The organism is Dietzia sp. Cai40 (genome assembly GCF_014145165.1).
In the GTDB taxonomy this organism is placed as follows: domain Bacteria; phylum Actinomycetota; class Actinomycetes; order Mycobacteriales; family Mycobacteriaceae; genus Dietzia; species Dietzia natronolimnaea.
Genome location: NZ_JAALEB010000226.1, coordinates 1 through 12,645, shown reverse-complemented (window position 1 = coordinate 12,645; position 12,645 = coordinate 1). Strand labels below are relative to the sequence as shown.

11 protein-coding genes and 1 pseudogene are annotated in these 12,645 nt (G+C 68.3%); 10 read left to right on the top strand and 2 right to left on the bottom strand.

The features are described 5' to 3' along the window. Together G6022_RS09520 and G6022_RS09515 are read right to left on the bottom strand one after the other, a co-directional pair. A pseudogene (locus G6022_RS09520) lies at positions 1-241 on the bottom strand (acyl-CoA dehydrogenase); the annotation flags it as partial. Position 242: 1 nt separating this feature from the next. Further along, positions 243-1,499 carry an acyl-CoA dehydrogenase family protein gene (locus G6022_RS09515; protein WP_107748787.1) on the bottom strand — a complete coding sequence of 419 codons (1,257 nt, stop codon included), beginning with the start codon at positions 1,497-1,499 and terminating at the stop codon, positions 243-245. Between the two features lie 108 nt (positions 1,500-1,607). Between G6022_RS09515 and G6022_RS09510 the strand changes: the two genes are divergently transcribed. The 10 genes from G6022_RS09510 to G6022_RS09460 all read left to right on the top strand — a co-directional run bounded on the left by G6022_RS09510 (position 1,608) and on the right by G6022_RS09460 (position 12,473). Further along, on the top strand, positions 1,608-1,802 hold the full coding sequence (locus G6022_RS09510; RefSeq protein ID WP_107748788.1) for a ferredoxin: 195 nt from the start codon (positions 1,608-1,610) through the stop codon (positions 1,800-1,802). Beyond that, positions 1,799-2,728 (top strand): 3-oxoacyl-ACP reductase, encoded by a 930-nt coding sequence (locus tag G6022_RS09505; RefSeq protein WP_182639499.1) that lies wholly within the window; start codon positions 1,799-1,801, stop codon positions 2,726-2,728. Before G6022_RS09510 ends, G6022_RS09505 begins: the two co-directional genes overlap by 4 nt. A gap of 233 nt (positions 2,729-2,961) precedes the next feature. Continuing rightward, positions 2,962-3,726, top strand: a complete 765-nt coding sequence (locus tag G6022_RS09500) for an ABC transporter permease (RefSeq protein WP_182609475.1) — start codon at positions 2,962-2,964, stop codon at positions 3,724-3,726. A gap of 34 nt (positions 3,727-3,760) precedes the next feature. Further along, on the top strand, positions 3,761-4,579 hold the full coding sequence (locus G6022_RS09495; RefSeq protein WP_187700756.1) for an ABC transporter permease: 819 nt from the start codon (positions 3,761-3,763) through the stop codon (positions 4,577-4,579). Positions 4,580-4,588: 9 nt separating this feature from the next. Further along, positions 4,589-6,874: an MCE family protein gene (locus G6022_RS16855; RefSeq protein ID WP_347237844.1), complete on the top strand. Its 2,286-nt coding sequence runs from the start codon at positions 4,589-4,591 to the stop codon at positions 6,872-6,874. Beyond that, entirely contained in the window at positions 6,867-8,015 is a 1,149-nt protein-coding gene (locus G6022_RS09480) for an MCE family protein (protein ID WP_182609478.1), read from the top strand. The genes G6022_RS16855 and G6022_RS09480 overlap by 8 nt, the downstream gene beginning before the upstream one ends. Next, positions 8,012-9,277 (top strand): MCE family protein, encoded by a 1,266-nt coding sequence (locus G6022_RS09475; protein WP_182639498.1) that lies wholly within the window; start codon positions 8,012-8,014, stop codon positions 9,275-9,277. The genes G6022_RS09480 and G6022_RS09475 overlap by 4 nt, the downstream gene beginning before the upstream one ends. Further along, entirely contained in the window at positions 9,277-10,500 is a 1,224-nt protein-coding gene (locus G6022_RS09470; protein ID WP_182639497.1) for an MCE family protein, read from the top strand. Before G6022_RS09475 ends, G6022_RS09470 begins: the two co-directional genes overlap by 1 nt. Then, positions 10,497-11,915 carry an MlaD family protein gene (locus tag G6022_RS09465; protein WP_182639496.1) on the top strand — a complete coding sequence of 473 codons (1,419 nt, stop codon included), beginning with the start codon at positions 10,497-10,499 and terminating at the stop codon, positions 11,913-11,915. The genes G6022_RS09470 and G6022_RS09465 overlap by 4 nt, the downstream gene beginning before the upstream one ends. 3 nt (positions 11,916-11,918) lie before the next feature. Further along, the gene (locus tag G6022_RS09460; protein WP_304816393.1) at positions 11,919-12,473 is read left to right on the top strand and encodes a hypothetical protein; all 555 of its coding nucleotides are present in this window, start codon (positions 11,919-11,921) and stop codon (positions 12,471-12,473) included. The last annotated feature ends 172 nt before the right edge of the window (positions 12,474-12,645 follow it).

Here is a 12,645-nt window from a genome sequence, read left to right as displayed (position 1 = left end):
CCAGGCCGGCGCCGCCGAGCGACTCCGGGGCGAGGGCGGCGGGCACGCCCGCGCGGACCAGCTCGTCCCAGTAGCGGGAATGGAACCGTGCGGTCGCGTGGTCTGCTCCGCCGTCGGCCTCGGTCCCGGGGCCGAAGCGCGCGTCGAGCTCGCGCAGGGAGTCGTCGGTGACCAGTTGCTCGCCCATGGTGCGGACGAGCGTGGAGAGCTCACGGGTGGTGTCGTCGATGTGGAAATCCATGTCAGCTGTCCTTCCGGGCAGAGGACGGGGTGGGGGCGATCCGCGGCGCCGGTGGCAACCCGAGTCCGGCGGCGGCGATGATGTCGCGCTGGACCTCGTTGGTGCCTCCGCCGAAGGTGAGGATGAGGGCCGAACGATGTAGTTTCTCGATGCGCCCGTGGAGGACGGCGGTGGGGGAGTGGGAGCGTTGGAACCCGGCGGAGCCCAGCACCTCCATGAGGAGCCGGTACGCCTCGCACGCGGTCTCGGTGCCGTACACCTTGGTCGCCGACGCGGCGATGCGGGTGGGCGTGGTGGAGTCGGCGGAGACGATCTCCCAGTTGCGCAGCGCCAGGTACTCGGCCATCGCGTGGACGCGGGCCAGGTGGGTGCGCACCCACTCGTTGTCGATCACGTCCCCGCCGCCGGGCAGGCCGACGTCGGCCGCACGCGTGGTGCGCGCCCACTCCAGGACCTGCCGGAGCGAGGCCTGGAGCGGACCGGCGGCCGTGAGGGCGACCCGCTCGTGGTTGAGCTGGTTGGTCATGAGCGGCCACCCGCCGTGTTCGGGCCCGACCAGGTTGGAGGCGGGCACCACCACGTCCTGGTAGTAGGTGGCGCTGGTGTCCGGGCCCGCCATCGTGTGGACGGGAGTCCACGAGAACCCCTCGGCGTCGGTGGGCACCATGATCATCGAGATGCCCTTGTGTCGCTTGGCGTCCGGATCGGTGCGTGCGGCCAGCCAGATCCAGTCCGCGTAGGCCACGAGGGACGTCCACATCTTCTGCCCGTTGATGCGGTACACCTCCCGGCCCGCGTGCTCCCCGGTCCCGGCCTCGCGCACGGCCCGGGTCTTCAGGGAGGCCAGGTCGGTGCCCGATTCCGGCTCGGAGTAGCCGATGCCGAAGTGCAGCTCGCCGCGGCTGATCCGGGGCAGGAAGTAGCTCTTCTGCTCCTCGGACCCGAAGGCCATGATCGTCGGCGCGACCGAGTTGATGGTGAGGAAGGGCACCGGGACCCCGGCGATCGCGGCCTCGTCGGTGAAGATCAACTGCTCCACCATCGGGCGGTTCCGACCGCCGAACTCCTCCGGCCATCCGATCGTCAGCCAGCCGTCGCGGCCCATCTCGGCGACGATCTCACGGTAGGCGTTGCCGTGGCCGTATTCGCCGGTCGTGGAGGTGAAGGCCTCTCGGCGCTCGGGGGTCATCAGGGCGGAGAAGTACTCGCGCAACTCCCCGCGCAGCCGTTGCTGGTCTGTGGTGTAGGTGATGTCCATATGCCCTAAACTCATCTCGAGTGGAACACGTTCTAGTGTCGTGTCTCACATAGTATCGAATCATGCTCGCGGCCACAGTGGTCGCGGGCCCGGCCAAGGAGGACGGGTATGAGGATTGACGTGGATCCCGACCGCTGCGAGGGGCAGGCCGTGTGTGTCGGGCTCGCCCCGAAGGTCTTCGAGTTGAACGACGACGACGAGGTGGTGCGGGTGATCGTCGACGAGGTCCCCGAGGAACTGCAGAAGCGCGCGCTCAAGGCTGTCGAGAAGTGCCCGATGGCGGCGCTCAAGGTCGCGGAGTGACGCCCGGGCAGGGCCGGAAGGACCTCGGGGCGGATCTCTCGCTCGACGGCCGGGTGGCGGTCGTCACCGGGTCCGGCTCCGGGCTGGGCGCCGCGGAAGCCGTGGAGTTGGCGCGCTCGGGTGCGGCCGCGGTCGTCATCAACGACATCCGGTCCGGCGAGGCCACGGACGCCGTGATCGCCGACATCGAGGCGGCGGGCGCCAAGGCCTCCCTGGTGGTCGGGGACGTCTCCGAACGGGAGACCGCCGACGCGATGGTGGCCGAGGCCGTACGACTCGGCGGCCTGCACGTGGTGGTCAACAACGCCGGCATCACCCGGGACAAGATGCTGTTCAACATGGAGGACGACGACTTCGACGCGGTGATCAGGGTGCACCTGCGCGGGCATTTCCTGCTCACCCGCAACGCCGCGGCCCACTGGCGGGGCGAGAGCAAGAAGTCCGACTCCCCGGTGTACGGGCGGCTGATCAACACCTCGTCCGAGGCGGGACTCTTCGGCCCGCCCGGGCAGGCGAACTACGGCGCGGCCAAGGCCGCCATCACCGCGCTCACCCTGTCGGCCTCACGTGTGCTCTCCCGGATCGGCTGTACGGCCAACGCCATCGCTCCCCGGGGGCGCACGGGGATGACCGAGGGCGTCTTCGAGGACTGGGACGAGTCGAAGGGGCCCGACCCGCTGTCGCCGGACCGGGTGGCGGACCTGGTGTCGTACCTCGCGTCGCCCGCCGCGGCCGGTGTCAGCGGTCAGCTGTTCGTGGTATACGGCGGCATGGTCGCGTTGGTGGACGCCCCGGTGGTGGAGAAGCGGTTCGACGCCGAGGGCGGTGTGTGGGACCGCCGGGAGTTCGCCGACGCGGTCTCCGGCCACTGGTCAGGGCGGCCCGAGGGCAAGTCCTTCTCCGCCTCGGAGATCATGACCCTCTGACCTGAACCGATGCGGTCCCCGACGCGTTTGCTGAGAGACGTGTCGGGGACCGCTTTCGTTGTGTCGGGGCGTGTTAGATTCCCGACACATGCGCAGGGGCACCGTTCGGGGGTGACCGGTAGGCCTTGCTAATGAGAACGTGTTCTAGCTACTGTGTAATCGGGGTCACACCGAACCGGTCACTTGTTCAGATCGGTGTGGCCGGGGGCCGGCACACGACAGGAGGGGGCGACATGGCGAGAGTGCTCGACGCGCCGCTCAAGGGGGTCGGCGAGTTCGTCGCCTTGAGTCTCGACACATTCGTCTCGTTCCCGTCGATCGTGCGCCAGGGCCGCGAGTTCGTCGAGCAGTCGTGGTTCATCGCCCGGGTCTCCATGCTGGCCACCGTCCTGGTGGCGATCCCGTTCACCGTCCTGGTGAGCTTCACCCTGAACATCCTGCTGCGGGAGATCGGTGCGGCCGACCTCTCCGGTGCGGGCGCGGCCCTCGGCGCGGTCACCCAGGTCGGTCCCATGGTCACCGTCCTCATCGTCGCCGGCGCCGGCGCCACGGCGATCTGTGCCGACCTGGGCGCCCGGACGATCCGCGAGGAGATCGACGCCATGGAGGTCCTCGGCATCGATCCCGTCAAGCGACTGGTCGTCCCCCGGGTGGCCGCCTCGACCTTCGTCGCACTGCTGCTCAACGGACTCGTGTGCACCATCGGCATCCTCGGCGGGTTCCTCTTCTCGGTACTCCTCCAGGGGGTCAACCCCGGGGCCTTCGTCAACGGAATCACGCTGCTGACCGGGTTCGGAGAGCTCGTGTTGGCCCAGATCAAGGCCGGGATGTTCGGGATGCTCGCCGGCCTGGTGGCCTGCTACAAGGGTCTCTACGTCCGTGGCGGGCCGAAGGACGTCGGTAACGCGGTCAACGAGACCGTCGTCTACGCCTTCATGGCGCTGTTCGTCGTCAACACCGTGCTCACGGCGGTCGGCGTGAAGGTCCTGGGGGCGTGAGGTGACCATCATCGAGACCGCCCGTTTCCCCCGACTGTCACGGGCCCGGAACCTCACCGTCGGTCGCTTCGACGACTTCGGCGCCATCGCACTGTTCTTCTGGCGCGCACTCGTGGCGACGCCGCGGGCACTCACCCAGTACCCCAAGGAGACACTCCGGCTCATCGCCGAGATCGCCATGGGCGCGGGGGCCCTGGCGATGATCGGCGGCACCGTCGTGATCGTCGGCTTCCTCACCCTCGCCACCGGTGGCGTGATCGCCGTCCAGGGCTTCTCGTCGCTGACCGACGTGGGCGTCGAGGCGCTCACCGGCTTCTTCGCCGCGTTCATCAACGTCCGCATCGCCGCACCGGTGATCGCCGGGATCGGACTGGCCGCCACCATCGGCGCCGGCGCGACGGCCCAGCTCGGGGCGATGCGCGTGTCCGAGGAGATCGACGCCCTGGAGGTCATGGCGATCGACTCGATCACCTACCTGGTCTCCACCCGGATCGTCGCCGGGATGATCGCCGTGGTGCCGCTGTACTCGTTGGCCGTCATCGCCTCGTTCCTGGCGAGCCGGTTCGCGACGGTCCAGATCTACGGTCAGTCCGGTGGCGTGTACGACCACTACTTCTCGACGTTCCTCATCCCCACGGACATCCTGTGGTCCTTCGTGCAGGCCATCGCCATGGCCATCACGATCATGCTCATCCACACCTATTACGGCTACAACGCCGCAGGTGGCCCGGCCGGTGTCGGCTCGGCCGTGGGCAACGCCGTCCGCACCTCGCTCATCGCCGTGGTGACCGTAACCCTTCTCGTCTCCCTCGCGATCTACGGCGGAGACGGCAACTTCAACCTGTCGGGATAGGAGGCGGTCGTGGCGAGAACCCTGAATCAGAGCGACACGGTGCCCCAGCGCATCGCGGCGGTGATCCTGACGCTGTTCGTCGTGGTGGTGGTGGCGCTCTCCCTCCTCATGTTCGCGCGCGCCTTCGACAGCCGCGTGCCGCTCACCGTCCGCAGCGACCGGGCGGGACTGGTCATGGAGGCCGACGCCAAGGTGCGCTCCCGTGGGGTCGAGATCGGCAACGTCCGGGAGATCCGACAGGAGTTCGACGGTGCGACGATCGACATCGAGGTCGATCCCGCGGCGTTGGAGGCGATCCCGGCCAACTCCCAGGTGAGGATCGGTTCCAACACGATCTTCGGGGCCAAGTCCGTCGACTTCGAACCGCCGGTCGGGGCGCCCGAGGGGCAGCTCGCCAGGGGGGCCGTCGTCGAGACCGCGAACGTCACCGCCGAGGTCAACACGCTCTTCCAGGACCTCACCGACCTGTTGGTCGCCATCGAACCGGAGAAGCTCAACGCCACCCTCGGGGCCGTCTCCGGTGCGGTCGACGACCGTGGCGAGCAGTTGGGGCGGACCATCACCGATCTCAACACCTACCTGCAGGAGATCAACCCCCAGATCGACACCCTGCAGCGCGACCTGGCCAAGGGGTCCCGGGTGGCCAACCTCTACGCCGACGTCACCCCGGAGATCATGCGACTGCTCGACTCGGGTACGGACGTCGGCACCAATGTCGTCAACAACCAGGAGCGCTTCGAGCAGACGCTCGCCGCCGCGATCGGCACCGGTGAGACAGGCAAGCGACTGATGGCGGAGAACGGCAACGAGTTGGTCAAACTGCTCGCGGACCTGCGCGCGTCGACCAGCCTGCTGGCCGAGTACTCGCCGATCCTCACCTGCCTCATCGTGGGCCTGAACGCGAACGTCGAGGACGCCGAGGCGGCCTTCGGTGGGAAGGATCAGCCGGGGCTGGTGTTCAAGGCCGGGTTCCAGCAGGGTGCGCGGGCGTACGAGTACCCCAAGGACCTGCCCAAGGTCAACGCCAGCACGGGTCCGAACTGCTACGGTCTGCCGTTCCCCGACCCGAACGTGCACGCCCCGTTCGTCGTGACCGACACGGGCTCCAATCCCGTGGAAGGGATGCCCGACGTGTTCACGTCCCGCCCCGCCGTTCGGGCCGCTGCGACCGATGGAGCCCGGCAGGCCCGCGCCCCCGACGCTGCTGCAGGTCATGCTGGGCATGGACGGGGCGACCCCGTGACCGCCGGTCGCAAGGCCGCCAAGCAGGCGCGCGCCACCTTCATCAAGCTGTCGGTCTTCACGGCCGTCATGCTCCTCGTCCTCACCGGACTCGTGGTGGTGTTCAGTGACTACCGCTCGGGCGACTTCGAGGACTACACCGCGCACTTCACCGACGTCTCGGGGCTGGAGTCCGGGGACCGGGTGCGCATCGCCGGCGTCGAGGTGGGGCGGGTCCGGTCGATCGGCCTGGCGGACGGCAACACCGCGGACGTCGAGTTCACCGTGGCCGGCAACCAGATCGTCCACCGGAGCACCGAGGCCGTGGTCCGGTACGAGAACCTCACCGGGGACCGCTACCTCGAACTCAAGCGTGGCACCGGCGATCAAGCGCCGCTCGAACCGGGCGGAACGCTGCCGATCTCCCAGACCTCGCCGGCGTTGGACCTGGACGCTCTCCTCGGCGGGTTCCGTCCGCTGTTCAAGGCGCTCGACCCGGGTCAGGTCAACCAGTTGTCCGAGTCCATCGTCAAGGTGTTCCAGGGTGAGGCGGGCACCGTCCAGGACCTGCTGGCCTCCACCTCATCCCTCACCACGGCGCTCGCCGATCGGGACCAGCTCATCGGGGACGTCATCACCAACCTCAACGGCGTCCTCACCACGGTCGGGGACAACTACGACAACGTGGACTCGATCATCGTCAACCTGCAGCAACTGATCTCCGGGTTGTCGGCGAACTCCCAGCCGATCGGTCAGTCCGTCTCCCGACTCAACGACGCGAGTGCCAACATGACCACCCTGCTGTCGGACGTCCGGCCCGCCCTCAAGGAGGACGTGGCGCAGATCGACCGCATCGCGACCCTCTTCAACGACGACGAGGCCTTTGTCGAGAACGCGATCCAGCGGCTCCCGGGCGACTTCGAGAAGATGGGCCGGTTGGGCGTCTACGGCAGCTTCTTCCAGTTCTACCTCTGCGGGGTGATCGTCCGGATGACCAACCCGGTCACGGGCCGGGACGTCTTCCTGCCGCAGTACGAGCAGACGACGGGAAGGTGTTCGTTCCCCGATGAGTGACACGAAGGACGGCGCACCGCTCAAGGCGCCCAAGGGGCAACTCCGGTTCCGCGACCGCGACCCCCGGACGATCGGCATCTGGGGGGCCCTGGGCGCCGTCGTGCTCATGGGAGTCTCGCTCAACTACGACCGGATCCCGTACGTCAACGGGTTGCGCAACGCGACCGCCTACGTCGCCGACGCCGCCGGGCTCAACACCGGGGACAGCGTCCAGGTGGCGGGGATGAAGGTCGGCTCGGTTCGCAAGATCGCGCTCGACGGCGACAGGGTCAGGGTGGACTTCGCCATCGACACCGGTGTCGCGCTGGGGTCCGACACGTCGGCCCAGATCAAGACCGACTCGATCCTCGGCCGTCGCGCTCTCGCCGTCTACTCGGACGGTCGTGGGGAGCTGGAGGACGCCACCGTCCCGCTCGAACGCACCTCGGTGCCGTACTCGCTGACGGCCGCCCTCGGTGACCTGACCGACACCGTCGAGGCCATGGACACCGACTCGGTGGACGAGGCGCTGACGGTGATCTCGGAGACGATGGAGCAGTCCTCGCCCGAGGTCCGGGGTGCGATAGACGGGATCACCCGGTTGTCCCAGTCCCTGAACAAGCGGGACGAGGGCGTCCGCGAGCTGCTCGACAGAGCCGCCGGGACCACCGACATCCTCGGCCGGCGCAGCGATCAGCTCAACCAGCTCATGGTGGACGGCAACACGTTGTTCACCGAGCTCGATCTGCGGCGCCGGGCGCTCAGCGAGTTGGTCGCCAACATCGACGAGCTCGCCCGCCAGCTCTCCGGTGTCGTCCAGGACAACGAGGCCCAGCTGGGACCGGCGCTGGACAAGCTGGAGAGGGTGTCGGACCTGCTCATCCGCAACCGGGAGTCGATGGACCTGGGGCTGCGACGGATCGTTCCCTTCTCGACCGCGCTCAGCGAGGCCGTCGCCTCCGGACCGTGGTTCAACGCGTACGTGAACAACCTGTCGATCGGTCAGTACCCGCAGACCATCCTGCGCGACGTCATGCCGCTCCTGGACCCCCGCATCCAGCCCGAACCCGGGCTGGTCCGCGAGCCGACCATGCCGGGTGTTCCCGGCCTGACGATCATGGACGAGTTCCCCGGTTGGGGCGAGAATAGGTTGCCCCGATGAGTCGACTACTGTCCTCCACCCTCGCCAAGGTCGTCGCGCTCGTGATCGTGGTGGCGCTCGTGGTCGCCGCGGTGTGGTTCTTCACCTCGCGCTCCAAGACCATCACCGCCTACTTCGAATCGACCCGCGGCGTCTACGTCGACGACACGGTCCGGGTCCTCGGGGTGCGCGTCGGAACCATCACGGACATCACCACGGAGGGCGGGTTGTCCAAGGTCACGATGAAGGTCGACGAGGACGTGCCCGTCCCGGCCGACGCCACCGCGCTGCTCGTGGCCCAGTCGCTCGTCGCCGAACGCTTCGTCCAGCTCACCCCCGCGTTCACGGGCGGGGAGGCGATGGAGGACGGTGGATCGATCCCGGTCGAGCGGACCGCGGTGCCGGTCGAGTGGGACGCCATGAAGGAACAGCTCATGAAGCTCTCCTCGGCCCTCGGGCCGACCGGCGACGAGGAGTCCGGAGCGCTCGGTGAGTTCGTCGAGTCCGCCGACGCGATGCTCGACGGCAACGGTGCGGAGGTGAGGGACGCCCTCAACGAACTCTCGCAGACCATGGCGTTGCTCTCCGACGGCCGCGAGAACCTCTTCACCACCCTCAAGAACCTCCAGCTCTTCGTCACCGCGCTCTCGCGGAGTGAGGAGCAGATCGTCTCCTTCGGCGGCAGGCTCGCCAGCGTCACCCAGGTCCTCGGCGACCAGACCGACGACATCGACGCCGCGCTCAGGGAACTCGACCTGGCGGTGATCGACATCGACCGCTTCCTGGAGAACCACGGGACACGGGTGACGACAGCCGTGGACAAGCTGGGGCAGGCCACCGAGGTGGTCCGCGACCGCCGTGCCGACCTGGAGGGTGTGTTGCACGTGGGTCCCACGGCCATGGCCAACTTCTACAACATCTACCGCCCGTACCAGGGCGTCCTCACCGGCGTCCTGGCCATGAACCAGATGGCCAACCCGACCAACTTCATCTGCGGTGCCATCGCGGGCCTGGCCAACAACACGGCCGAATCCGACGCGCAACTGTGTGCGCAGTACATGGGCCCGCTGTTCAACTCGCTCACCTCCAACTACCCGTACGGCGCGGTCACCCCGCCGATCACGCCGACCGCGGAGAGGGACCAGATCTGGAACTCCCAGAAACCCGGAACCCAGACCGCGCCCGGTGTGCAGCCCGTGTCCGCCCGACCGGATCCGTTGATCAACGTGGTCAACCGCGGCGACAACCTGACGGACACGCTCATCGCGACGGGAGGTGCGTGATGATCCGCGATCGTTCCCGGAACAGACGTCTGCTGGCGGCCGGCGCGCTCGGCGGCGCCGTGCTGCTCGCCGGGACGGGGTGCACCTGGGAGGGGCTCAACTCGCTCCCGCTCCCGGGCGCCCAGGGCAACGGAGAGGGCGCCTACGAGGTGACCATCGAGATGCCCAACGTCACGACCATCACCCGAAATTCGCCGGTCCGCGTCAACGACGTCAACGTCGGCTCGATCACCGACATGAGGGTCGAGGACTACACGGCGATCGTCACGGTCTCGCTCAACGAGGACGTCCGTCTCCCGGCCAACGCGCACGCGAAGATCGGGCAGACCAGCCTCCTCGGGTCGCAGCATCTCGAGATCTTCCCGCCCCCGGACGGCGAGCCCGAGGGTTCGCTCTCCGACGGGGACGTCATCCCGTTGGCCCGCGCCGGTGTGTACCCGACCACCGAGCAGACGCTGTCGGCGCTGTCGGTGGTCCTCACCAACGGCGGACTCGCCCAGTTCGAGACCATCTCCCGCGAGCTCAACACCGCGTTGGACGGACGCCAGTTCGAGGCCAAGGAGGTCATCTCACAGCCGGAGACCACCGTCAGCGGTCTCGACCAGCAGCGGGCCGACATCATCGCGGCCATGGACGGTCTGGACCGGCTCTCGCGGCAGATCAACGAGCAGAACGACACCCTGGCCAAGGCGCTGGGTCAGATGCCGGAGGCGTTGTCACTCGTCAACGCGCAGAAGCAGGAACTCACCACGGCCCTGGTCTCCCTGGGCGACTTCGGCAACAAGGCCAACCAGCTCATCGACGCCGGTGGCGGTAGCAATCTGGTGGCCAACCTGCAGGACATCACCCCGGTCCTCGAGGGGTTGGCGAACAGCGGCCGCAACCTCACCCGCGTCATGCAGATCCTCATCACCTTCCCGTTCCCCCAGGCCGGTATCGACAACTTCCTCCGGGGCGACTACGCGAACCTGTACATCGACGCGGACATGACGAACGAGCGTCTGGCGGAGACCTTCCTGCTCGGAACGGAGTTCGGAAACCGGATGGCCGGGCTCGAGGGGTATGTCGGTCTGGCGCCGAACCCTCTGGCGAGCGCGGACCCGTACTCGCTCGACGTCCCGCAGCCCCCGGCGCCCGACCAGATGGACCAACCGGCCGGGGACCTCGCCGCGCCGGACTCCGCCGGCGACCCCGCGCCCCCGGCCGAGGAGGCCCCCCGATGACCAGGTTCGTCAAGCTCCAGCTGACGGTCTTCGCCGTCGTCACGGTCCTCGCCCTTGCCGTCATGTCGGTCGTGTACCTCAAACTGCCCACCTCGCTCGGGTGGAACCGGACGGACGTCGCCCTCGAGATGCCGGATACCGGTGGTCTCTACCAGAACGCCAACGTCACCTACCTCGGGACGGTCATCGGCCGGGTCGACTCGGTGACCCTCAAGCCCGGGCACGTCGTTGCGGAGATGCACTTCGAGTCGAACGCGGACGTGCCCGCGAACGTGCGGGCGCAGATCCGCAGCGTCTCGGCGATCGGTGAGCAGTACGTGGAGTTCGTGCCCGAGGGGGAGCCGGCCGGTCGACTGGAGGACGGCGCGGTGTTCGGGACGGACCGGGTCGACATGCCCCAGGGCATCGGACCGGTCCTGGACCAGGCGACGGTGTTGATGGCGTCGATCGACGACGCGAAGATGCGCCGGGTGATCTCCGAGGCGTTCGACGCGTTCAACGGGTCGGAGCGGGACCTGCGGCAGTTCCTTGACTCCGCGCAACTGCTGCTGGACGAGGCCCAGGACAATTCCGGGGTCACCCGCCAACTCATCGAGGACGCCGAGCCGGTCCTGGATTCCCAGCTGCGCTCGTCGGACTCGATCCGGGCCTGGACCCGCAACCTCGCCGACGTCACCGATCAGCTCCGGACCAACGAACCGCAGCTCACCTCGCTCGTCCAGCGCGGGCCGGACTCGCTCGGGCGGGCGACCAGGGTCCTCAACGACCTGCAACCGACCATGCCGGTCCTCGTCGCGAACCTGGTGAGCGTCGGCGAGGTCGGGGTGGTCTACAACCGGTCGATCGAGCAGTTGCTCGTGATCTACCCGGCCCTGGTGTCCTCGCTGATCACGGCCATCAACGGGGCGAAGGACGACGGGGAGATCAAGGTGGACTTCAACCTCCAGATCAACGAGACCCCTCCGTGTACGACGGGCTTCCTGCCGGCGGACCAGCGGCGGTCGCCCGCCGACCTCTCCGTCCCGCCGCTGATCAACGGCATCTACTGCAAGGTCCCCCAGGACTCCCAGGTGACCGTCCGCGGAGCACGCAACCTGCCGTGCATGGAGTTCCCGGGCCGCCGCGCGGCCTCGCCCGAGGAGTGCAGGGCGAACAACTACACGCCCGAGGGGCACAATCCGCCCGACACCAGTGAGGTCGGCCCGCCCGGGAACAACCCCAACGCGTACAACGTGGTGCCGTCGTCGACTTCCGGGGAGCGGGAGATCCGCACCTCGGCGGCGATGTACGACCCGGCGACGGGCGAGTATCTCGGGGCGGACGGCAAGACGTATCGTCAGTTGAACCTCGGCACGGCCGCCCGCCTGCCGGCTGACGCCAGCCTCACCGACGTCATGACGAACGGAGTGACCTAGCCAGTGTCATCGCAGCCCTCGAACGATCGGGACCAGCCCGACCGCGCGGGGCGGGGCGGCCTCACGCCGCTGGCCGTCATCGCCGCCCTGTCCCTCCTCGCCGCACTGGTCACGGGAGGACTCTGGCTGTCCGAGCAGGGGAAGGCGGCGTCGGTCCGCGCCGACCGCGCCTCCGCCACCGAGCTCGACCAGGCCTACCGTGACTTCGCCACCGAGGTCCTGACCCACCTGATGACCATCCGCCAGGAGACGCTCTCCGAGGACGTCGACCGGATAGTGGGCATGATCGAGGGTGACTTCTCGGAGCAGTTCGCTCCGCGTCGTGACTCGTACGAGGAGGTCGTCCAGACCACCGAGGTCGTGGCGGACGGCGTGGTCTCCGCGGCCGCGGTCGAGAGGTCCTACCCCGACCACGCGGACGTGATCATGGCGATCGATCAGACGATCGGCAACCCGAGGTCGCAGGAGGACCAGGATCGCCAGTACCGGGTGCGCGTCACGGTCAACCGGCACGACGACGGCGAGATGAAGGTCTCGGGGGTGAACTTCATCCCATGAGCACGGACGACACCACGCCTGACGACGCCACTCCTGACGACACCACGCCCGGCGACACCACGCCTGACGACACCGCGCCCGGCAGCCTCGCCCCCGACGGGAGCAGGCCGGACGTCCGCGCCGCCCGTCGCGCACAACGCGAGGCCGAACGGGCCGCGCGGGCGCAACGCAA

Excerpts from the sequence above, each read along its gene's own strand:
- G6022_RS09515 (WP_107748787.1), bottom strand. The coding sequence starts at position 1,499 with ATGGACATCACCTACACCACAGACCAGCAACGGCTGCGCGGGGAGTTG.
- G6022_RS09510 (WP_107748788.1), top strand. The coding sequence starts at position 1,608 with ATGAGGATTGACGTGGATCCCGACCGCTGCGAGGGGCAGGCCGTGTGT.
- G6022_RS09500 (WP_182609475.1), top strand. The coding sequence starts at position 2,962 with ATGGCGAGAGTGCTCGACGCGCCGCTCAAGGGGGTCGGCGAGTTCGTC.
- G6022_RS09480 (WP_182609478.1), top strand. The coding sequence starts at position 6,867 with ATGAGTGACACGAAGGACGGCGCACCGCTCAAGGCGCCCAAGGGGCAA.
- G6022_RS09475 (WP_182639498.1), top strand. The coding sequence starts at position 8,012 with ATGAGTCGACTACTGTCCTCCACCCTCGCCAAGGTCGTCGCGCTCGTG.
- G6022_RS09470 (WP_182639497.1), top strand. The coding sequence starts at position 9,277 with ATGATCCGCGATCGTTCCCGGAACAGACGTCTGCTGGCGGCCGGCGCG.
- G6022_RS09465 (WP_182639496.1), top strand. The coding sequence starts at position 10,497 with ATGACCAGGTTCGTCAAGCTCCAGCTGACGGTCTTCGCCGTCGTCACG.